Raw genomic sequence first — 20692 nt, 5'->3', positions numbered from 1 at the left:
TCCCACTCTCCAACCGAACACCTTCGCCAGAGGAACGTCCGCCAGGATGGTTTTTCTTAAAAAGTGTTAGCCAAGCTTTTCAATCAGCCATTCATAGGCACGAACCCCGTGGATCACATGCGGCCCGTCGAATCGGTCGAGCTCCACGGCTTCCGCGACTCCCAGCAGCCGGTAAACCTCGCGAATGCGACCGTATGCTTCCACAGTCGCATGGATCGGGAAAATGTTGTCGCGTTCACCCGACTCGATCAGGAGCGGACGCGGTGCGATCAAGGCGATCAGATCCGGCAGCTCGGCGAGTCGGCCGATGCCTGGAATGTAGTTATCTATACAGTGGTGAATGGCAAGAATACTGTCTTGAAACGTGTTCACGTACCCGCTTACGACGGCAGCCTGCACCCGATCGTCAAGCGCCGCGGTGAATGCGGCGACAAGGCCTCCACCGGAGATGCCCATGATGCCGATCCTTGCGGGGTCGACATCCGGCCTCGTCTGCAAGTAATCGATTGCCCGTATGACCTCGTACACACGGTGACCGGCCATCGTATGACCCATATGCAGCAGCGTTGTCGACAGTGTATGGCAGGAGTTGGAGGCGTTCCCCGCGGCATCGGCAGCCGTCTTCCGATCGCCGAATCCTAGCAGCTCCGGCACGATAACGAGGAAACCCCGCTTCACCAGCTCAATCGCGAAATTGTTATGATAGTCCGGCGCTTCGGTTGGCGTTCGACCGTCCGCTTGCAAGCCGACAACCGCTTTGCCGCCATAACCGTGGCCATGGCAAGCGATTATAGCTGGATGTGCTTCATTTTGTCGGGAAGCGCCGGATGGGATCAATACATAAGCCGGCATCACGAGGCCGGACCAGGTCGTCATCTCCACGCGTTGGCGCACATAGCCGTCGCAAGGCACTTCCTCGAGTAGGACAGGCTGTAAGTCCGCCGAAATTTCCGGGAACTGACCAAGCTGCGCTGCGAATTTTCCCCTTAACGTGTCTCGCCATTCTCGCCATTGCCCTTCACTTTCCGCTTGAAACCGGTATCGGGGAGTTGTGTCTTGGTACAGCTTGGTCAAATAAGAATCGGGATGCCACATCAGATTTATTCCTCCAATTCCGGATTGGTTACTTTCGACGAGGGGCGCTGCCGAACGGGCGATTGTAGATGAACGCTTCACTTGCTTCGTCCAGCGCGCGCAGTAAGTCCTCGCTCAGTTTGAGGTCGACCGCCTTCAAGTTGTCGTCGATCTGCGACTCTCGCGTCGCTCCTGCGATGACGGTGCTGACGGCCGGCTGGTGCATCAGCCAGGCGAGCGAAAGCGCCGTAGCGGTTGTGCCGATCTCGGCCGCGAGCTTCAACACCTTGTCGCCGACTTCCATGCGCATCGCATCCATCCGCGTCGCGAACGTCGGATGTTTCTCAAGCTGTGAGCCGTTCGGGACCGCTCCGCCGGCATATTTGCCGGTCAAGATGCCGCCGGCAAGCGGGAAATACGGGATCAGCCCAATGCCCTGGTCAAGGCAGAACGGCACAAGTTCCCGCTCCACGCCGCGATCTACCAAGGAATAGCCGGGTTGGACGGAGACGTACTTCATCAGCCGCTGGCTCTCGCTGATGCTGAGCGCCTTCATCATCTGCCAGGCGCTATAGTTCGATGCGCCGATGTACCGCACCTTGCCCGATGTGACAAGATCGTCCAACGCGCGCAAGGTCTCCTCAAGCGGCGTATTCGGATCGAACGCATGAATCTGGTACAAGTCAATATAGTCCGTCTGCAGCCGGGTTAAGCTGCCTTCCAGCTCTTTGAAAATATGTTGCCTCGAAGAGCCTTTGGAATTCGGACCCTCTCCGCGTTTCATTCCTGCTTTGGTTGCGAGCAGCACTTCCTGCCGCCGGCCGCGGAACGCCTCGCCGATATATTCCTCCGATTTCGTTCCCGCATATATGTTGGCTGTATCCAGGAAGGTGATGCCGCTCGCCACAGCGTGATGCAGCACTCGAATCGAAGCCTCTTTGTCCACACGCCAGCCGAATGCATTCGTCCCTAGCCCCAAAATCGACACTTCCAGACCGCTTTTGCCTAATCTACGAAATTCCACTCGAATCCCTCCCAGTTTCAATCCTTGCTTCATTATATCATGGAATTGCTAGATTCTTTGTCCGGGTTGTTATGCAGAATCGTGCATCTCTTTACCCTGATTGGATCGTTGAGTTGCAAGCTCGCCGGTGGCGGCAACCTTTGATTCGAACGTATGGAAAATGGTAAGATGGAACTCTGGGAAAAGCCGCAATCTATGCATTGCGCTACCACTAGCCAGGAGGTCTTCCATTCATGAACAAGCTGCTCAAGACGGCTGCAATCTTGCTTGCCGCTGCTGCTATCGGCACAGGCTGCGGCACCAGGTCGAGCCCGACTACACCAACACCCACGCCCACTCCTTCGCCGTCCTCGACGTCGCCTGCGCCAAGCGCGAGCCCTTCGGTGACGCCGACCGCTACCGCTACACCTAGCCCGACGCCGGCGAAAACTCCGGCCGGCACCAAAACCGGGGATGCCATCCAGGTCGTCGCCGCGCCGGAGAGCATAACCGCTTTGGTCAACAAGCAGTTCAAGCTGCCGGACTCGTATGCGCCGAAGGACTTGGTGTATCCGGAAGTGGCGTTCATCTTCAGCGAGAAAATCGAGAAGCGCAAGCTGCGCCAAGAAGCGGCGACCGCCCTGGAGCAGCTGTTCGCCGGAGCGAAGAAGGACAACATCTCGCTAGCCGGAGTGTCCGCTTATCGCTCGCATGCGACACAGAAGTCGCTGTTCGAGAGCTACGTCAAGCGCGACGGCGAAGCCAAAGCCAAGACGTACAGCGCGGTCCCGGGCCATAGCGAGCATGAGACCGGACTCGCGATCGACGTCTCCGGCAGCTCCGGCAAATGTGCCGCGGAGGACTGCTTCGCCGGCACGCCGGAAGCGAAGTGGCTGGAGGCGCATGTGCACGAATACGGGTTTATCATCCGTTACCCGAAGGGTAAGGAGTCCATCACCGGGTATCAGTATGAGCCGTGGCACATTCGCTTCGTAGGCAAGCAAGTGGCCAAGGACATCGCATCCCGCGGCATCACGATGGAAGAGTACTACAACGCTTTGCCGGTCAGTCAGTAGGCTTGTGGTTTGAAGTCGAGTCGCTTGTCGCCTGGGAGGAGACGAGCTGCTCGGCTTTTTGTTTGATGCAGGCGTTCCGACGGTAGAGAAGCCTTTCCATGTACGCCTGTAGGAACAGCTTGTCCGCTAGTCTGCCGATAAGTCCTAGTGGTGACGTATAGTCGAAAACGTCGCTCATCCGGGTCTCTCCATCGCGGGATTCAAATCGATGCTCGTGATAAAATCGGCTGAATGCCCCGCTTACCATCTCGTCTACGAATCGATAAGGCGGCTCGAAAGCGGTTATTCTCGACGTGAGCCGCTGTCGGATTCCGAAATGAATCGCCTCCCATGTAACGGTCTCCCCCAGCTCGATCAACCCGCTCGTCCTCCCGGCGACAGCGCGCTCTTGCGTCTGCGAGGTCGACTCCATATGCAGCTCAATGCTCCTGGACAGATCGAAGCACACTTGGATTGGCGCTTGAATAATCCACTCGGATCGGATAATCGGCATAAAAATCGTACACTCCTTCTTGAAACGTAGTGCTATGCTCTATATGATAAAGCTAAATCCAACGGTTGCATACGATCCATTCCAAAGGAGACTCGCGCGCATGAAGGAACTTGAAATTGGGCCAAAGACGGCCTTTACTCGTTTTCCGGCGGAAGTGGTGCTGGAGCGGGACTATTATTTTCTGTTCGAAGAGGACGGCGCATTCAAGCTGATCTCCCGCACTTGTCCGCACGCGGGCTACACCGTCGAGCTTGAGGACGGCGACCTGGTCTGTCCCCTGCATGGCTGGACGTTCGAGTCGTACACAGGCCGCTGTCACAATGTGCCAGGGGCGAGGCTCGATATGTATGCGGTTGTGGAAAGGGACGGCGTGTTGATCGCGCAGTTGACTTATCCCACCAGGTAACCATTCCCCACGTCGCCCACTCGACGAGCGTATGCTATAAACCTATTTTCCGTCACCAGCGTGTAGCGAGGCGTTGGAGGTTTTCGGAGCCGGGGTGTGAAAAATGGTTCATCAGGAGCGAAGCTTAGTTTATACCGTCGTGACTTCCGACGAAAGTGTTCAGCTGGCGCATAGTTACTGGCCGAGCAAGAGAAGGTTGTGCACCACACGCAGGGGACGAGGAAATGTACGATTCGTCTCTTTTTGACTCCGTTCTCCAGTGACCAAGCTTTACTTGGCCGCCTGTCCCCCACACTCGCCGCCTGAGTTCCTTCCCTCCCCCGCTTGCATATGATAAACCAACAAAGGAACGCACGGGGATCGCCCGTAGGGGAGTGAAATCGACTATGGAGAAGGCGCTTGCGCTATTGTTCCGCCTTATGTTGGAACCGTTTCTAAAACGGGTGCTCCGTCATCTGTTCAGGCTGAAGGTGGAAGGCATCGAGCGGATCGATCGGAGCAAGCCGTTCCTGGTTATGCCAAACCATGTTTCCCTATGGGAAGCGATTCTGCTCGGCATGGTGCTACCCAAGGAAGTTCATTTCGTCGTGAACACGCACATCGCCAGACGGTTTCACTGGATCGTCAGCCAGCGAAATCACATCACGGTCGACCCGCGAAACCCGCTCAGCGTCCGCAAAATGGTGCAAACCGTCAAAAGCGGCAAGCCGCTCGTCATTTTCCCTGAAGGGCGGATTACGGTAACCGGCGGGCTGATGAAAATATACGACGGCTCCGGCTATATCGCCTTGAAAACCGGCGTGCCCGTCTACCCGGTCGCCATCAACGGGCTGGAGCGCTCCAAGCTGAGCTACATCAACCATTTGCACAAAACAACCTGGTTCCCCCGCGTCAGTCTCCATGTAGGAGAACCATTTACCGTAAAAGTGAACGACCGGCTGCCGATGAAAGAAAAGAAACGCGAAGCGTCCTACATGATCCTGCGAAAGCTCCAGGATCTGATCGTGCAGTCCCGCCTCGAACAGGACGTCAATCTGTTCAACCGGCTGCTGCTCGCCGCAAAAAGCAACGGAAGTAAGACCGTCGTAGCCGAAGACTTGAACGGCAAGCTTACTTACAAGCAGCTAGTGCTCGGCAGCCATGTCCTCGGCAACGCCCTTCATAAATCGATCCCCGACCAAGAGCGGGTCGCCATCTTCCTGCCCAATGCCAACGGCTTGCTGGTCACGCTCTTTTCCTTGTTCAAAATTGGCAAAACACCGGCCATGCTTAATTTCTCGGCAGGCCTACCCACGCTCCTCGATGCGATCCAAACTGCAGGCACCCGGACGCTGCTCACTTCCCGTCTATTCGTCGAAAAGGGCAAATTCCACCAGCTGATGCAATCACTAAACGAACACGCAACGATCCTCTACCTGGAAGACTTACGCGCCTCAATCGCCGTCCTGGATAAAATAAAAGGCCTCATCGCCTATAAATACAACCGGCAAACCGCCACAGCATCCCATAGCGAGCTCGTCCTGTTCACCTCCGGCAGCGAAAGCAAACCCAAGGGTGTCGTACTGACACACGCGAACCTGTTCGCCAACATCCAGCAGGTGCGGGCGATGATCGATTTTACGCAACGGGACTACTTTTTCAACGCACTTCCAATGTTTCACAGCTTCGGCCTGACAGTCGGCACTTTGCTGCCGGTGCTCACGGGGGCCAAGGTGTTCCTGTATCCCAGCCCGCTCCACTATAAGGAAATTCCAGAGATGTCCTATGAGAAAAAAGTGACGGCGATATTCGGCACATCGACTTTCCTAAGCCACTATGGCAAACACGCGCATCCGTATGATTTCTTCAATGTCAGGTATGCGGCCGCCGGCGCGGAGAAGCTGCGAGAAGAGGTGCGCGAGCTGTGGCAGAACAAGTTCGGCATCCGAATCATCGAAGGATATGGCATCACGGAGACGTCCCCCGTGCTGGCCCTGAACTCGCCACTGATGTACCGCAAAGGAACGGTCGGCCAATTCGTGCCGGGCATCCGATGGAAAGTGGAGCCTGTCGAGGGGATCGAGCGCGGAGGGAATTTGCTCGTGCAAGGCCCGAATGTGATGAAGGGGTACCTGATCCACCGGAAAGGATTCGTGCCCGCCGAAGCTTGGTATGACACGGGAGACATCGTTGACGTGAGCCCGGACGGCTACGTGACGATCCAAGCGAGACGCAAAATGTTCGCCAAAATCGCAGGCGAGATGGTGTCGCTGATCGATGTAGAGCAACTGGCCGAGCAATGCTTCGGCAATGCGCAATTCGCCGCCATCCAGCTACCCGATGCGAGAAAAGGCGAGAAAATCGTGCTCGTCACCTCGAACAAAGGGATCCAAAAAGAGAAGCTTCGCGAGTTTCTAAGCCTGAACGGCCATTCCTCGCTGAAGCTTCCCTCCGATCTCGTCGAAATCGATGCCATCCCGCTGCTGGGGAGCGGCAAAATGAATTACCCCGCCATCCGCAACATGGTTCAAGAACAGTCCCTATAGAGAAACGGTCTCTTGCCTCTGCCTTTTCATGGCCGGCTCCCGAAACAGCACGGAACGGCGCACCACATACCAGAAACAGAGCGCGGCAGCCAAGCTCACGCCCGAATAAATAACGAACGTCATCTGGAGCCCAAGATGCGACGCTAACGTCCCGCCTGCAAAGCTGCCGACGATTGTAGCGAGCCCTTGCATGACGATCGCGTTCATCATCTGCCCGCTGGCGCGCAGCTCCGGCAGTACAGTGGCGTTCACGTATTCCATCAGGGAAAGGGAAATCATGATGATCGTCCCTCCATGCAGTATCCACAGGAACAGGATCGAAGCCGGGCTGTTGAAATAGGCGAACAACACCATTCGAACCGCTTGGACCAATCCGGCGAACAGCAGGATATTCGTTATGCCGAACTTTTTGTACAGCTTGTCGAACCAAATCATGAAGGGGAATTGGCTGAGCGAGCCGATCATCAGTCCTAAGCCAATCATACCCGTGCTGATGCCGACCTCCGTGCTGTAGATCGCTTGGAACGAGAAATAGAAGCTAATGGTCGCTTGGATGAACATGGCATAGATGAAAATGTAAATCAGCCGCTTGTTCTTGAACACTTCCTTCAGGTTCAGTTTTTTCCCGCCATGCTGATGGCCTTTCACTTTGGGTACGGTTACATTCAAAATGACGGTGAGCAGCATGAGCGACGAATACAACACGAATATATAGATCAGATCCAGCTTGATCATCCAACCGGCCAACACCGACATCAGAGCGAAGCCTACCGAACCCATCGTCCGTACGCTCGAAAACTTGAAGCCGCTGCGGCCCGCGATTTCCAAGGTGACCGTTGTGCTCATCGGAAAAATCGGACATTGGAATATGGTTATGAACAAGGTGGCCACGATCAACAGACCGTAACGATCCCCCGCAAAGGGAACTAGCCAGATGCTTATCGTCGTGACGAACGTGCAGAGAAGGAGCACATTGTTCTTGTACTTGGCGCGATCGGCGAGCAAGCCCCAGTAAGGCTGGACGAGAATGGCCATTACGGCGGCCAGTGTGCTCAGCGTCCCGATCTGGGCTGTGCCGTAGCCGATGTCGGAATAATACAACCCGATGTAAGAACTATATGCGCCGGCGCCCATGAAGATCAACGCATAATAGACGGCAATCTTTACAAAGTTGCGATTCATTCCGATCCCCCCTCCTGAAACCACAAGTTGTCGCCATAATACCATACGATGTCAAAAATGGACACCCATTTATAGGTGTCCATTTATTTAATGCCATTAAATTATCCGCGACCGACAGCCAACATATCCTTAATCGATTGCAGCAAAATCGGCACTTCCTCTTCGGACAAACATTGCGGATTGATGACTGCTTCTTCCCCGGATACACCAATGTAGACCGAAGGATCCGCCTTAGCCAATCGCTCTTGAATGCCAACCGATGTCACTCCTGCCGCCTGGAAATAAACACGCGGAATGATCACCGGCTGCACGCCTGGTTCCGTCGGGAACCCTCTCCTGACTTGGAAACCCGCCACTGCTGACAGCTCGGTGATCATCAAGCTAACCATCCGCTCCCAGACAGCCATCTGTCCCTCGTAATCCTTTTCCACGAACAGCTCGACCGCTCGGACAAAGCCCGCGATCGTCTCCTTGTCCAGCTTCATGCTTCGTCCGATGCTGTAGTTCGGATAGTTGTTGGCGTCGCAGTAGGAGACGAACTGCTTACTGCCAAGAATGACGCCTGACGATTGCGGACCTCGGAACTCTTTGCCCCCGCTGAAGATGACAAGCTCCGCCCCATCGTCCAAATACTTATACAGATTCGATACAGGAGGCAGCTCGGCGGCCGCATCGACGACGATCGGGATGTTATGCTTCTTGAGCACCGGCGCAAGCTCCGCCAGCGGAATCGAGCCGCGAGTCCGCTCCGATTCCACCACATAGAAGAACAAGGCCGTTTTCTCGCTGATAGCCGCTTCGACCTGAGCCAAGCTCGCGAACGAGGTCACGCCGATCTCCTTGACCCGTGCTCCGGCCAAGCCTAACGCTTGATCGTACAGGATCCGATGCGCTTTGAGCATGAGCACCTCGTTCGCGACACCGGCCGTATCCGGCAGCTGCAGCACGACGGAGGCGTTGCCCCGCGAGATGCAGGCAGCGGCTGCGATCGCGATTCCGGCGGACGCGCCGGATGTGATGCTGGCCGCTTCCACCTCCAGCAGCTCGGCCACGCGCGCGCCGGCCTTCCGGTGCAGCGTCCGAATGTCCACATAGTGGCGGGAAGCTTCCTGCATCGCAGCCAGTACCTCCGGATCCATCAGCGATCCGCCGATCACCGTGACCGTTCCTACCCCGTTGATGATTTTTTTAATGCCCAGACGATCGTAGAAATCCATTCTTTAGCCTCCTCTCCCTCAATATTCCGAAGGACCGATATAGTGAAACTTCTCGTTGTATTTCAACCCTTCCAGGGGTGTAGAGAATTCCTCGATAAAAATCGTCTCCATGAATTGCTCTACGGTCTTGAATCGTCCCGTGCCGTTCGGATGTTTCTCCAGGTACACCTTCCACATATTGTCGATCGGAGTAGCATGGATGGCGACCGCTTGACGTTTGATGTCCAGCACCGGCGTAATGTCCACAACCCGATTCGTAAGCTGCGGACCACGCGCCACATAATATTTTTCCGTGACGAAGTGAGGCGTGATGTTCATATCTCTCAGCTCAGGCAAGTCCGATTGCCGCCCCGACATCCAGCAAGCCGCTTCCACCGCTTTCCCCGTCAAGTAATGCTCCGGATTTTCCTCATAATGGCCCCAAGGATCGAACGACAACACCGTATCGACCTTCAGGAAGCGGAACAGCACCATCAATCGGTGCCGAATTTCGGTCAGCTGCGTATAGTCCATGTAGTGGTTTTTGTAGTTGAGGTCGTACACTTTCTTGATCCCGAACAGCTCGGCCAGCTGCTGCGTCTCTCTCTCGATGCGGAATATCGTCTCCCCGATGGACAGATCGTAGGAATCGGCCTCGTCGTTCGTCATGCGGATGAAGTATCCGGTATAGCCTTCTCTAATCATCTTCAGAATCGTACCGCCTGCGAAAAACGTAAAATCGTCGGAATGCGGAAAAACGGCCGCGAACACTTTGCCTTCATGGGGACGGGATTCATCCCACGGCTCAATCGTAATCGGATTCATAAGTCAGCTCCCTTACAGCCCAAATCGAATGACATCATTATACAGGCTCAAGCTCTCACGGATAAGCCATTATCGGTACAAGGAGGGCCAGATTAGAGCTTTCGGCCGACAAAAAAACGATCCGTCCCCCAATTCTGGAGAACGGACCGGTCCATTTGTTCCGATCGTCTTACTTCTTGATCAAGCTATAGTCGTCTACATGCAGATCGGCCTTGGAATTATCGGTTTGGACATAAAGGATCGCGGACGTTATAGCTCCGGTCCAGGTGACATTGGCGCTATGCGACAGCTTGGTGAAGCCGCTAGTGTTGATCGTGGTTCCTGCCGGATTGTACCAATGGCTGCCGGCTCCATCGTCAATCTTGAGAATCACGAACGCGGTGTCCGAACCCGAGGCGAGCTTCGCCCAAGCGCTGAAGTCATAGGTTCCTTTCCCGTACCTATCGAGCAATCCCTTGACGTTGATCGCGACGGACGACCACACTTGGGTCCGGCTCGAGGCTGTCATGCCGTAGCTCCCGCCATGCACATCGGTTTTCTGATGCGTCAAGGTCGCGCCGTTGCCATACCATTGAAGCTCCTCCATCCCCGGGTTGCTGATGAGATTAGGGCCGCCTCCCTTCGTCAAGGAGTAATCGTCGGTGTAGATATCGTTCAGGGAAGAATCCGTCTGCACATAGAGCTGGGCCTTGATCAGCGGCGCGGTCCAGGTAACGTTGGCGGACCCGGTCAATTGCGTGAAGCTTGACGTTCCTACTGAAGTCGAAGAGGCGTTGTACCAGTGCGTGCCTGCGCCGTCTTGCACCCACAAGATAACGAAGGCGGTGCTGCTGCTGCCGGCGAATTTAGCCCAAGCGCTGTAGTTGTATGTGCCCTGACCGTTAGCCAGCAGCTGATCCGTTACGATCTGGGTTGCGGCGCTGAACAGCTGCGTTCTGGAGGACGCCTTCATGCCGCGCTCCCCGCTGTTCTTGTCGGTCGTGACTTGCGTGATCGTAGCTGCACTAGGCGTCCATTGCGGCTTCTCGAAGTCCGGGTTGAACAGCAGGTCGGTACCCGGTCCGTTGTAGGCGCCGCGGTTCGGTGCGGTCGAGCCTGACACCGGGTTGCCCCAATAATCGGAGCCGCTGGCGATCGCGACGCCGGAGCCGAGTGCCGGCGAACCGGTTTTCAGCTTGTAGCCGTCTACCGTATTGCGTCCGATGCCGCCGGTACCCGGCGCGAGGAAGAGCGGATCGGCGGTCGATTTGTGCGCATCGCTCGGCTCGCTCGCCGGATGATTGCCGTAGAAGACATTGTAGTCGAACGTATGTCCCGTTCCAGGCAGCACATACCCGCCGGAGCCCAGATTGTAAATGATGTTGTTCTTGAACGTCCAGGCCGCGCTTGGATTCGTATAGGAGGCCGCGTAGCTCGTGATGACGTTCGTGGACCCTACGGACGAGCCTAAATAGAACGTATTGTTGTAAACATGGAGGTTGGTCGCTTTGGAGTAGCCGGAGAAGGCGAGCGGTCCGTGGCCCAGGTCGTTCTGGGAAATGTTGTAGCGGACCGTGACATTGTCCGTCATGATCGTCTCTCCAGGCACCGCTCCGGCGCAAATGAGATACCCGCCGCCCGTATTATCATGGCTGTAGTTGAATTGCACAACCGCGTTGTTCACGCTTAGGTCGACATCGAACCCTTCTGAATCCCCTGCAGCCGGAATCGGCATCTGCATGCTGTAGTATTCGTTGTACTCGATCACCACATTGTCCGAGCGGGTCACCCAAAAGCCGCCGATCCAGGCCTCCGTCAGTTGGCCGCCATAGCTGCCCGTATTGTGGTCGATCGAGCCGCCATCCACCCCGAACAAAAGAATGCTGTCGGCGCCGGCTCGGGTAACCGTGTTCTGAGTAACCGTCACATCCGTGCTCTTCTGCCCTGCCGTTTGCCAATTCTGATCAATGACAATGATGCCGTCCCGATCCACATCCGTAACCGTGTTGCCGCTGATCAATACGCCATTATACTTGTCGCCTGCGCCCGTAGAGGCATGAACGACGATTCCTCCGGTGCCGCGTCCGTTCGAGCCGTCGACATTGTGAATATTGTTGTTCAGAATCCGGATGTAGTTCAACGTTCCGCCGCCGTTGTTGAGCACCTTAATCCCCGACCGATTCGCTACGGTACCGGATATATTGGTCACTTCCAAATTTTGAATAATCCAGTATTGCTGATTGAACAAGTAGATCGTAGCGGTGACGCCGGCGCCATTGATGATCGGAGCGGCGCCGCTGCCGTACGAATCGATCGTGATCGGACTTCCGCTGCTTCCCGACCCTTGCGGAGCGAGCTGGCCGGTGCAGGATGTTCCCTTTTTCAGCAAGATTTGGTCGCCCGGTTGGAACGCGGCATGACTGTTGACGCTGGACAGCGTGTTCCACGGGCTGCCGATCGTGCCGCTGCCGTTGCTGCCGGCGGAGCAATCCACATAATAATTCGTATTGTTCGCGCTAGCCATTGGCGCGATGCTAAGCGAGGTACCTATCAACATCAGCATAAGCCAGCTTAAAAACCATTTATTGCGTTTGCTCGATCTCATTTTCCCCATCGACTCCTTCATCTCCCTTTGTATAGTCGAATCCTCGAACCGTACCGCTTGAAAGATTAGTTGCTTCACCTCCCAAGGATAGGGAATCGCGCGCATTCATCTATTAACTCAAAGCCATTAATGAAGCGCTTTCATTTCGCTCGCTATTCAACCTCCTTTCCAACCATTCCCTATCGGATTGTGTTCAATGGAACTATATCATGGAAGGAAATCCCTCATGTGTCCAATTTTAATGAGTTTAGTGTGGCCTTTTGTCACATCTCGAACTGCTCCATAGGAGTGAAGGATTTCCTCCCACGCTCGTAATAAATTCCGTCCGTTACTTTGTCAGCTTGATTAATCGGTAAACGCTCGAAATCGAGCGCCAAAACCGATCGGGCTTTTTCATTTAGCAAACCTTAGGCATTGGCGTACACGTTGCCGGCCATGTCGACGCCGCGAGCGAGCCATATCTTGAAGTCGGGTTTCTTCTCGTGGAACACGCGCGTCTCCGTCGACATGTAGCGCATTGTGTAGCCGCAGCGGCGGTAGGGACTCGTATTCGCCTCCGCGCCGTGGATAATGCGCGCGTCGTGCAAGGAGCATTCCCCTTGCTCCAGCTCGAAGTAGACAGCTTTGCTCATGTCCACGTTTCTGATCGCAGACTGGAACGTGTTCTTCGTCGCATCCATATCCTCATATTCGGAGAACCCGAACGTCAGGTGCGTTTCCGGGATAACGCGCATGCAGCCGTTCTCTCGGGTGCTGCGGTCGAGCGCGAGCCAGATCGTCACGATTTTGTCGATGCGGCTGACTCGCGGCTTCCAGTAATGCGAGTCTTCATGCCAAGGCGTGGCGCGGCCGACGAACGGGTCCTTGCAGATGAAGTGGCTCGACCAGAGTGCGATGTTCGGCCCGATCAGCGGCTCGACCGCGTCCAGCGCTACCTTGCTGAGCAGAAACTCCAGCAGCCTTTCGTCGCGGAAATGCGGCGTATCCAGCTCGTCGGACAGCTTTGCTCCTTTATCCGCCAAGTGCTCCTCGAAAATGCTCGTCAACCGGCTCAATTTCTCAGGCGAGAACAGTTGCTTCTTGTGCAAAAGGTACCCTTTTTCTTCATATTGCTTCACTGCGTCCGCGGTAAATACGCTCATTTTGTACCCTCCAGGTCCTTGTCTTCGCTACATATCTAAAGTAGCACGGACCGGCCGCGCATGACTTCTCCTATCCTCCGAACGGGTTTGCATATTTTCAGATTTTGCGCCGCTTCTGCCATGTTTGAGCTAGAACAAGCTCGGCGAGAATAGAACTATGAATGCCCGAGGATGAAGGTGAAGCGGAACTCCAATGAAAGATCATATTATTTCCAGCTCTTGTATTTTGCTATCTGCTCTTCTCGTGTTGGTATTCACCCCGCGCGACCGCATCCGGGATGCGAATGTCGTGTTTCTGTTCAAGCAGGTGATCACTTGGCTATTCGGCCTGATGGTGGTACAATTTCGCCTCATTGAATACCCGATACGTGAATTTCCATATGCCACCAAAGCCAGCTTCGCGTTCGAGTACTTCATCTTTCCATCCATGTGCGTGATCTTCGTGCTTCGGTTTCCGGAAAGGAAAAGCCGGTTGCATAAGCTCGGATGGTACTTGTTCTGGCCCACATGGCTCACGATCGTCGAACAAATCATACGCTTGCACACGAACCTGGTTCAGTACTTGCACTGGAATTGGTTCTTGACCTGGATTACGTTGCTGGCCTCTTTCTTCATCTCGCATCTGTATTACAAATGGTTCGTGCGAAAGGGTGTCCCCAGCAGAAGCTTGTAGGCATCCAGTAAAACAGCCCTCTCGATCGTTTCGAGAGAGCTGTATCCACACTTACATCCCGAAGTCGCGAATCCCCTTTGACTCCTCGAACTGCATGATGCGGATCAACGGGCGCGCCTCAAACTCCAATACCTTCAAGTCGTCCCCATCCAACGCTTGTCGCATCCCAGTGTGAGCCGCAATCTCATTATACGCCACCCGCCTCAACCGCGAGGCAACCTTCGGATGCCGGCCCAGCAGCTGCTCCAGCTCATTCGGATCATCCCCCACATGGAACAATTGCTCACGGCCGCCGTTGGCCATAAAAATATACTTCCACTCGCCAGAGCGAACCATCACTTTGAACTGGCGCGTCCCCGGAACGCCGTAATAGCCGAACAAGTGCTCACGCGGCTCCGCCCGATCGGCCAGTACGCCCAGCACATCGATCCCGTCGCGCACGTCCCCGACTCCCGCCGCATGAGTAGCGATGCTGAACAGATCGGTTAGCCCGACCAGCTCCCGCCGCACTTCACCATCCTGCGACAATTGAGCCGGCCAACTGAGCAGGAAAGGAATGCGGCACGAAGCCTCGAAGAAGCTTTCCTTTTGCCAAGCATGATGGTCCCCCAGATGATCGCCGTGATCGCTGAAGAAACAAATCAAGGTGTTGTCCCCATCGCCTCGCGCTTCCACTTCATCCAGAATGCGGCCGAGACACTGATCGATGTAAGTTAGCTCCCCATAATAGCGCGACTTGATCTTGCGAGCCAACGAATCGTTGATGTCCTCCGCCCATACGGCATAGTTCATCCACGCAATTTGCTCATCCATCAAATCGATCTCCCGCTCCCCTCGAACCGGGTTCGACATCTGGTCCGGATTGTACATGCGGTTGTACGGAATCGGCGGCGCACATGGAGGATGCGGGCCAATAAACGACACGAATCCAAAGTACGGCCGCTCATCTTCCACTCGAAGCTGCTCGATCGCTCGATCCGCCACCCAGGACTCTACGGTCAGCTCGGCGGGCAAAGGACTCATCTGCGGAATGTAGTACATATCCGTCCGTTCGCCATGCAGCTGCTCCAAATACTCGAACGCCGGGTACCGCTCCGCCAAAAAACGGGCATAAGCATCATGGCTCCGCTGATACGGATTCTCGAACAGCTCTTCCGTGTGCAGCTGAACCTCATACCCGATCTCTTCGTTCCAAGGAGAAGTATGGAATTTGCCGATGCCGAAGGTGCGATAACCCGCGTCCGCTAAAGTACGTGCCAAGTAGGGACCGCAACGCTCCTCCATGCCCGCCGGCAGCCCCTCCGGAATCTCAAACGGACCATTCTGAAAAATACCCGTCGTATGCGGCTCCCGCCCCGTCCGAATGATGTATCGCGCCGGCGTGCACACCGGGCAGGACGAATAGGCGTTCGTGAATGCAACACCGCGTTGTGCAAGTCGATCAAGATTCGGCGAATGTACCGTAGAGTTGCCTAATGCCGCAATGGCATCTGCACGAAGCTGGTCGCACATGACGAACAAGAGATTGGGCTGTTTCATTAATGTAGGTCCTCCTTCACGCATCATTTATCTACACTTCACTACTGGCTCTCCGAGCTCGGTCGCCCCGCTCACAACTACCGTCACCACAGCTTTCTCCCCTGCGAACATTGGGAAATGATTGTCCGAATATGTGACGTTCGCCGGGTCCGCTGCCGGAAGGTCGATCTCCACATTACGGATAAACGTCTGAGCTTCGACGGTGATTGTCATTTGACCTTGCACCGTTTGATTCGTCGTGACCAGCGCTTCGCTTTTCGGAAAAGAGTACCGGATAATATCGTCCAAATAGTGCAAGTTCTGCGAAACGATCGACCCTTCGTTGGTCATCCGAGCTCGTAGTACATAGCTATGTTTATCGTAAGGCGCCAAATCGGTTAGCATAATTTCGTTTACAAGAGTTGCGCAGTCCGCTGTGACAGTCGCTTCTTGACTCAAGATCAACACGGCATCCCCAGTCTGATTATGGATCGCCTCCACCGACACAATCCCTTGCACCGGACGCAGCTCGTCGTTGATCACCCACACCTCGAAGCGGTCCTCCGCGTATTTCAGCGAGAGCAGGACAGGCGAGGAAGCGCGTTTCGTATAGTAAAAGCTGATCTTATTCGTCAAATGATAGTCAACCAACGTCATGCATCCGCACGGCCAGGCATCGGTATATTTCCAAATCGCGAATCCGCCGCAATCGTACTTGCGTGAGCGGAAATGCTCGACAAACGCTTTATAACCGTTGCCCTGCGCATACTGGCTGAGCCAGATGTACTCCTCCAGCGTCTCCGGCTTGCCAAAATATTGGCTTATGTAGGAGTCCATCAGCGATTCGAATGCTCGATACGTTCCCGGCACATTGCCCAAATGGTAATACCAGGACTCCGAGCCCATAACCGGCCATCTCTCCCCTTCCGGAATCGACGCCTCGATCGACCTCATGCTAGGCAGCGAATACGAGCCCCCTTCACTGATGAACACACCTTCGTCGCTGCGGATATGCTCATAAAAGTTGTGGGGGTAAAAAGCGCCCCAGTTCCTTTTATCCCCTGCCCAAGGTGCACGCGGATAACCGCCGCCGGATGGACTGCTCGGATGGTAATAGCGGGTCGAGTCGTATTGATGCACCAAGCTCGGAATCAGTTGATGCGTGATTCGGTTCGAAGCGATCGGGTCGTTGCCGCGGTCGAAGTTGGCCATGTCCCCTTCATTGTCGCCGCACCAGATGATGAGGCTCGTACGGTTACGCAGCCTTTTGATGACCGCGATCGTCTCCGCCTCCACTTCGTTCACGAACCAATCGTCCTGAGGGTACAGCGCACAGGCGAAGAAGAAGTCTTGCCAGACGAAGATGCCCAACCGGTCGCACAAATCAAAGAACCGATCATCCTCCGGCACGCCGCCGCCCCATATCCGCACCAGATTCAAATTCGCCTCGCGGACCCTTCGAAGGAGAATTTCGTACTTCTGACCGCTGACATTGGGGAGAAAATTGTCCGCCGGCTGCCAGTTGACCCCTTTGATGAAAATCGGCTGCCCGTTGATCTCGAGGCGGAATGGATGGACGTCGACCTCTTGCGGCGGGTCCAGCGGCACTTTGCCCCATGCCCGGATGAAGCCGCCGTCCATGCCAACCGGACGATTGTCGACGGTGCCGATGCGATAATCGACAATTCGCTTCGTCGCGGGCTCCGTGACCACCCGTACGGAACGAATGCCGTAGGACAGCTGACGCTCATCCAGTACGCGATCGCCATCCCGCAACGTAACCTTCACTTGATGCAGGTGCGGCTTGCCCAGTTGAAAAGGCCACCACAATTTCGCCTCGGCAATGTGGGCTTCCATTCGGAAAACGCCATCGGCATCGGGTGTCAGGTTGGCTTCAGCAACAAGCTTGCCGTCTTCTTCTACCATGTGGAAGTGGGCGGTTAGATGGCTTGCGGTTGCAGCAGGCACATCCGCTTTGAATGAAACGCTAACCGTAGCGTCCCTCTCTTCCACGCGGCTCACCAGATGCAAGTCCTCGATTTTAGCGGCTGCATAAGACCACAGCTGCACCGGACGGAAAATCCCCGTCGTCACCATTCGAGGCACATTGTCCCAGCCGTAGCTCATTTGCATTTTGCGAGAGTACAGGCGCCAAGGCATGTTGAATGTAACTGGAACACGGGAAACATCGATCGGGAGATGCGGGAACTGCACCCCCCGTTTGACGAAGCTGATCGGCCCGGACAATCGGACGGTAATCGTATTGCTGGCGCCGGCTTGCAGGTGTTCGCCGATTTCGAACTCGTACGGGATAAACATGTTGCGCGTTTGCGCTACTTCCGAGCCGTTGACCCAGATCGTTGCGAACGTATCCAGCCCTTCGAACTTCAGCAGCATGCGGGTGTCGACGAAGTCTTCCGGCAAATGGAATGTTTTGCGATACCAGAAGTCGGACTTCTCCATCCATTCGCATTTGAAAAAGTTGGTGCCGAAATAAGGATCCGGGATTACGCCGGCGCGATACAAATCCAAGTGCACCTCACCCGGTACTTGCGCCGGATACCAAGCTGCCGATTCCACCTGGGGTTGAGCTTCCGGCTCTGTCCAAGTCAGCTCCCATTCCCCGTTTAACTCCAAACATTTCATCGATTTTTCCTCCCTATTATTTGTGGATGCTTACTGGGATCGAATATTTCTCGTAGAGCTCCGGATCATCAGTTTCGTTGAGGGAAGCACCTTGTCTGTGTATGCAGCATCCTCTTGTTTCTCAATCATGCGAATGAGCGTCCGGCAAGCTTCTTTGCCGACTTCGTAGACGGGGTGCTGGATCGTGGTGAGCGGCGGCGATGTGTTGGCCGCAAAGTACAAGTCGTCGAAGCCTACTACGGACACATCCTCGGGCACACGCAAACCGATCGTTTGCAACAGCCGCATGATGCGGATCGCTTCTTGATCCATGCCGGCGAAAATCGCGGTCGGCCTCGGCTCCTGTCCCATCACACGCTCTAGGTGCAACTGCAAATCCATATCGCTCATCGCCATCGTGTGGTTCAAGCTGCCCGGGTGTTTGACCAAACCTGATTCTCGGAGCGCTTGTTCGCCGCCTTGAAGCCGCATCTGGTGGTCGTGGTATTTCTGGCTGGGCAGCAGGAGCAAAATCTGCGCGTGTCCATACTCGACCAGATGCCGTACCGCCTGGTAGCCCCCGCCTAAATTGTCCGCCTCCACGTGCCCGATCGGGAACGCGTCGAAAGGCCGGGAGATCGACACCATCGGCAGCTTGTGAGCCAGCTTCGCCATGTAGCTGTCCTCCATCGTCAGCAGGAGGAAAATGCCGCCGTCTATTTTTCTTTGCTGGCAAAACTTCAGAAGCTCCTGCTCCTTGCGCGGAATCCGGTTCGTGGACACTAGAGTGATCGTGTAGTCTTCATCGAAGGCTACCTCTCCAATCCCGGAGAGAACCGATGAGTAATACGGCGTGGACATCGGATGGCTCTCTCCCATCGGAGCGAAAACCGCGATATTTTTGAGCGAAGTGACCGACACCTTGGGTTTGAAGTTGTTGTCCTGGATGATTTTCAACACCTTCTCCCGCGTTGCCTGTCCTACGTCCTGCTTGCCGTTGATCACCTTCGAGACGGTGGCGATCGATACATTCGCTTGTTTGGCGATTTCGTATATGTTCATCTATCGGCTTGCCTCCTTAAGTTTACGAAAGTCTTTCGTTAATGAGAAAAGTATACCAGCAGCGGCTGGCGGCGACAATCGTTATTTTGCGGGGAGCGTCGGTTCCGGCGAGAGCTTTTTTCAACACACTCTCATTCCTCTTAGGTCCTCCTGCGCGTATACATGGTCGCCACCGGTTACCTATCGCCGTTTTGCCGCCCGCTGTTCCATATGAAACGAGCCGCCCCAAACGGCAAACAGGGCAATGCGGCGCCCGTCATCCGGATTGCCGCACTGCCCTGCCGATTGTCCCGCTATTTCCGATCGTTCTCGTACGTCAAGTTCCACTGCTTGCGGATCGCGTCGAGCGTCTGCATGATTGCCTGCGATTCGTCCAGCGGTATCGCCGGGCTTTCCTTGCGCCCTTCGCGCAGCGCGTTCATCGTTTCGATCTGCTGGAAAACGAAACCTCGCGTATCGCGGCTGTCGACGAACGTTTCCGGCTCCGCATCCTTCGCGTACAACGTCGCTTCACGCGACCAGAGAAACTCCTTGATGTGGATTTTCCCTTGCGTGCCGTAGATCCAGGCGTCATTGTTCATCCCGAGCCGCACCGCGCCTTGCAGCGAAGCGATGCTGCCGCCTGCGTATTCGAACAGCAGGGAGAACTGTTCGTCGACGCCAGTTTCGCCGATGACCACCGAGCTTTCGATTCGCGCCGGCTGTTCGCCGCCGAATACCATCGAAGCGAGCGAAACCGGATAAATGCCGGCATCGAGCAGCGCGCCGCCGCCTTTGGCCGGATCGAGCAGCCGTCCGGTCGGGTTCCAGCCCGCGTCGAAGCCGAACTCCGCCTTGAGCAGCTTCGTTTCGCCGATGCGCCCTTCGCGCAGCCACTCGCGCACCTTGGCGATGACCGGCAGGTGGCGGGTCCACATGCCTTCCATCAGGAACAACCCTTTGCGTCGCGCCAGCTCGATCATTTGCGCCGATTCCGCCGCGTTTATCGTCAGCGGTTTTTCGCACAGCACCGCTTTGCCCGCATTCAGCAGCGTCAGCGCGTTTTCGCAGTGGACCGTGTGCAGCGTGCCTATATAAACGATTTGCACATCCGGATCGTTCGCCAGCTCCTCGCAGCTGCCGTATGATCGAGGTACGTTGTATTTGGCGGCAAACTCATCCGCCTTTTCCTTCGACCTGCCGGCTACCGCGACCAGCTCCGCCCCCGGTGCGTGCACCAGCTCGTTCGCAAAATCGCCGGATATACTCCCAGGCCCCATAATGCCCCATTTTATCGTGGATACCGTCATCGTTACTCTCCTTCCGTCA

At 55.4% G+C, this 20692-nt stretch carries 16 protein-coding genes; 4 read left to right on the top strand and 12 right to left on the bottom strand.

Annotated elements, in window-relative coordinates; all coding sequences use genetic code 11:
• Positions 1-66 precede the first annotated feature (66 nt).
• Positions 67-1095, bottom strand: coding sequence for an alpha/beta hydrolase family protein (locus PKO02S_RS15245; protein ID WP_127584287.1), 1029 nt, complete (start codon positions 1093-1095; stop codon positions 67-69).
• 28 nt (positions 1096-1123) lie between these two features.
• Positions 1124-2098, bottom strand: coding sequence for an aldo/keto reductase (locus tag PKO02S_RS15240; RefSeq protein ID WP_127584284.1), 975 nt, complete (start codon positions 2096-2098; stop codon positions 1124-1126).
• Between the two features lie 233 nt (positions 2099-2331).
• On the opposite strand from PKO02S_RS15240, the gene PKO02S_RS15235 reads away from it, so the two are divergent.
• Complete coding sequence (locus PKO02S_RS15235; protein WP_127584282.1) at positions 2332-3153, top strand: M15 family metallopeptidase; 822 nt, start codon at positions 2332-2334, stop codon at positions 3151-3153.
• Here PKO02S_RS15235 and PKO02S_RS15230 read toward each other — a convergent pair.
• A complete protein-coding gene (locus PKO02S_RS15230) occupies positions 3143-3646 on the bottom strand; it encodes an SRPBCC family protein (protein ID WP_127584280.1) in 504 nt (167 codons plus the stop codon). The two genes, PKO02S_RS15235 and PKO02S_RS15230, sit on opposite strands and share 11 nt — an antisense overlap.
• A 100-nt stretch (positions 3647-3746) precedes the next feature.
• Between PKO02S_RS15230 and PKO02S_RS15225 the strand changes: the two genes are divergently transcribed.
• Positions 3747-4052 (top strand): Rieske (2Fe-2S) protein, encoded by a 306-nt coding sequence (locus tag PKO02S_RS15225; RefSeq protein ID WP_127584278.1) that lies wholly within the window; start codon positions 3747-3749, stop codon positions 4050-4052.
• Between the two features lie 386 nt (positions 4053-4438).
• A complete protein-coding gene (locus PKO02S_RS15220; RefSeq protein WP_127584291.1) occupies positions 4439-6577 on the top strand; it encodes an AMP-binding protein in 2139 nt (712 codons plus the stop codon).
• Here PKO02S_RS15220 and PKO02S_RS15215 read toward each other — a convergent pair.
• From PKO02S_RS15215 to PKO02S_RS15195, 5 genes are all read right to left on the bottom strand, one after another.
• On the bottom strand, positions 6572-7759 hold the full coding sequence (locus tag PKO02S_RS15215) for an MFS transporter (RefSeq protein ID WP_164821474.1): 1188 nt from the start codon (positions 7757-7759) through the stop codon (positions 6572-6574). The two genes, PKO02S_RS15220 and PKO02S_RS15215, sit on opposite strands and share 6 nt — an antisense overlap.
• A gap of 101 nt (positions 7760-7860) precedes the next feature.
• A complete protein-coding gene (locus tag PKO02S_RS15210; RefSeq protein ID WP_127584274.1) occupies positions 7861-8976 on the bottom strand; it encodes an aminotransferase class V-fold PLP-dependent enzyme in 1116 nt (371 codons plus the stop codon).
• Positions 8977-8994: 18 nt separating this feature from the next.
• Positions 8995-9780: a PIG-L deacetylase family protein gene (locus PKO02S_RS15205; RefSeq protein ID WP_127584272.1), complete on the bottom strand. Its 786-nt coding sequence runs from the start codon at positions 9778-9780 to the stop codon at positions 8995-8997.
• Between the two features lie 169 nt (positions 9781-9949).
• A complete protein-coding gene (locus PKO02S_RS15200) occupies positions 9950-12364 on the bottom strand; it encodes a carbohydrate binding domain-containing protein (RefSeq protein ID WP_164821473.1) in 2415 nt (804 codons plus the stop codon).
• A gap of 407 nt (positions 12365-12771) precedes the next feature.
• The gene (locus tag PKO02S_RS15195) at positions 12772-13506 is read right to left on the bottom strand and encodes a phytanoyl-CoA dioxygenase family protein (protein ID WP_127584268.1); all 735 of its coding nucleotides are present in this window, start codon (positions 13504-13506) and stop codon (positions 12772-12774) included.
• Positions 13507-13699: 193 nt separating this feature from the next.
• Between PKO02S_RS15195 and PKO02S_RS15190 the strand changes: the two genes are divergently transcribed.
• On the top strand, positions 13700-14179 hold the full coding sequence (locus PKO02S_RS15190) for a CBO0543 family protein (RefSeq protein ID WP_127584266.1): 480 nt from the start codon (positions 13700-13702) through the stop codon (positions 14177-14179).
• A 51-nt stretch (positions 14180-14230) separates the two neighbouring features.
• On the opposite strand, the gene PKO02S_RS15185 is transcribed toward PKO02S_RS15190, so the two are convergent.
• The 4 genes from PKO02S_RS15185 to PKO02S_RS15170 all read right to left on the bottom strand — a co-directional run bounded on the left by PKO02S_RS15185 (position 14231) and on the right by PKO02S_RS15170 (position 20673).
• Complete coding sequence (locus PKO02S_RS15185) at positions 14231-15718, bottom strand: sulfatase family protein (protein WP_164821472.1); 1488 nt, start codon at positions 15716-15718, stop codon at positions 14231-14233.
• A gap of 27 nt (positions 15719-15745) precedes the next feature.
• Positions 15746-18343 (bottom strand): beta-mannosidase, encoded by a 2598-nt coding sequence (locus tag PKO02S_RS15180; RefSeq protein WP_127584262.1) that lies wholly within the window; start codon positions 18341-18343, stop codon positions 15746-15748.
• 30 nt (positions 18344-18373) lie between these two features.
• On the bottom strand, positions 18374-19384 hold the full coding sequence (locus PKO02S_RS15175; protein WP_127584260.1) for a LacI family DNA-binding transcriptional regulator: 1011 nt from the start codon (positions 19382-19384) through the stop codon (positions 18374-18376).
• 293 nt (positions 19385-19677) lie between these two features.
• A complete protein-coding gene (locus tag PKO02S_RS15170) occupies positions 19678-20673 on the bottom strand; it encodes a Gfo/Idh/MocA family protein (protein ID WP_127584258.1) in 996 nt (331 codons plus the stop codon).
• Between the last annotated feature and the right edge of the window lie 19 nt (positions 20674-20692).

Source organism: Paenibacillus koleovorans NBRC 103111 (assembly GCF_004000845.1).
Lineage (GTDB): Bacteria > Bacillota > Bacilli > Paenibacillales > NBRC-103111 > Paenibacillus_AA > Paenibacillus_AA koleovorans.
This window is presented reverse-complemented; position numbering and strand designations above follow the sequence as displayed.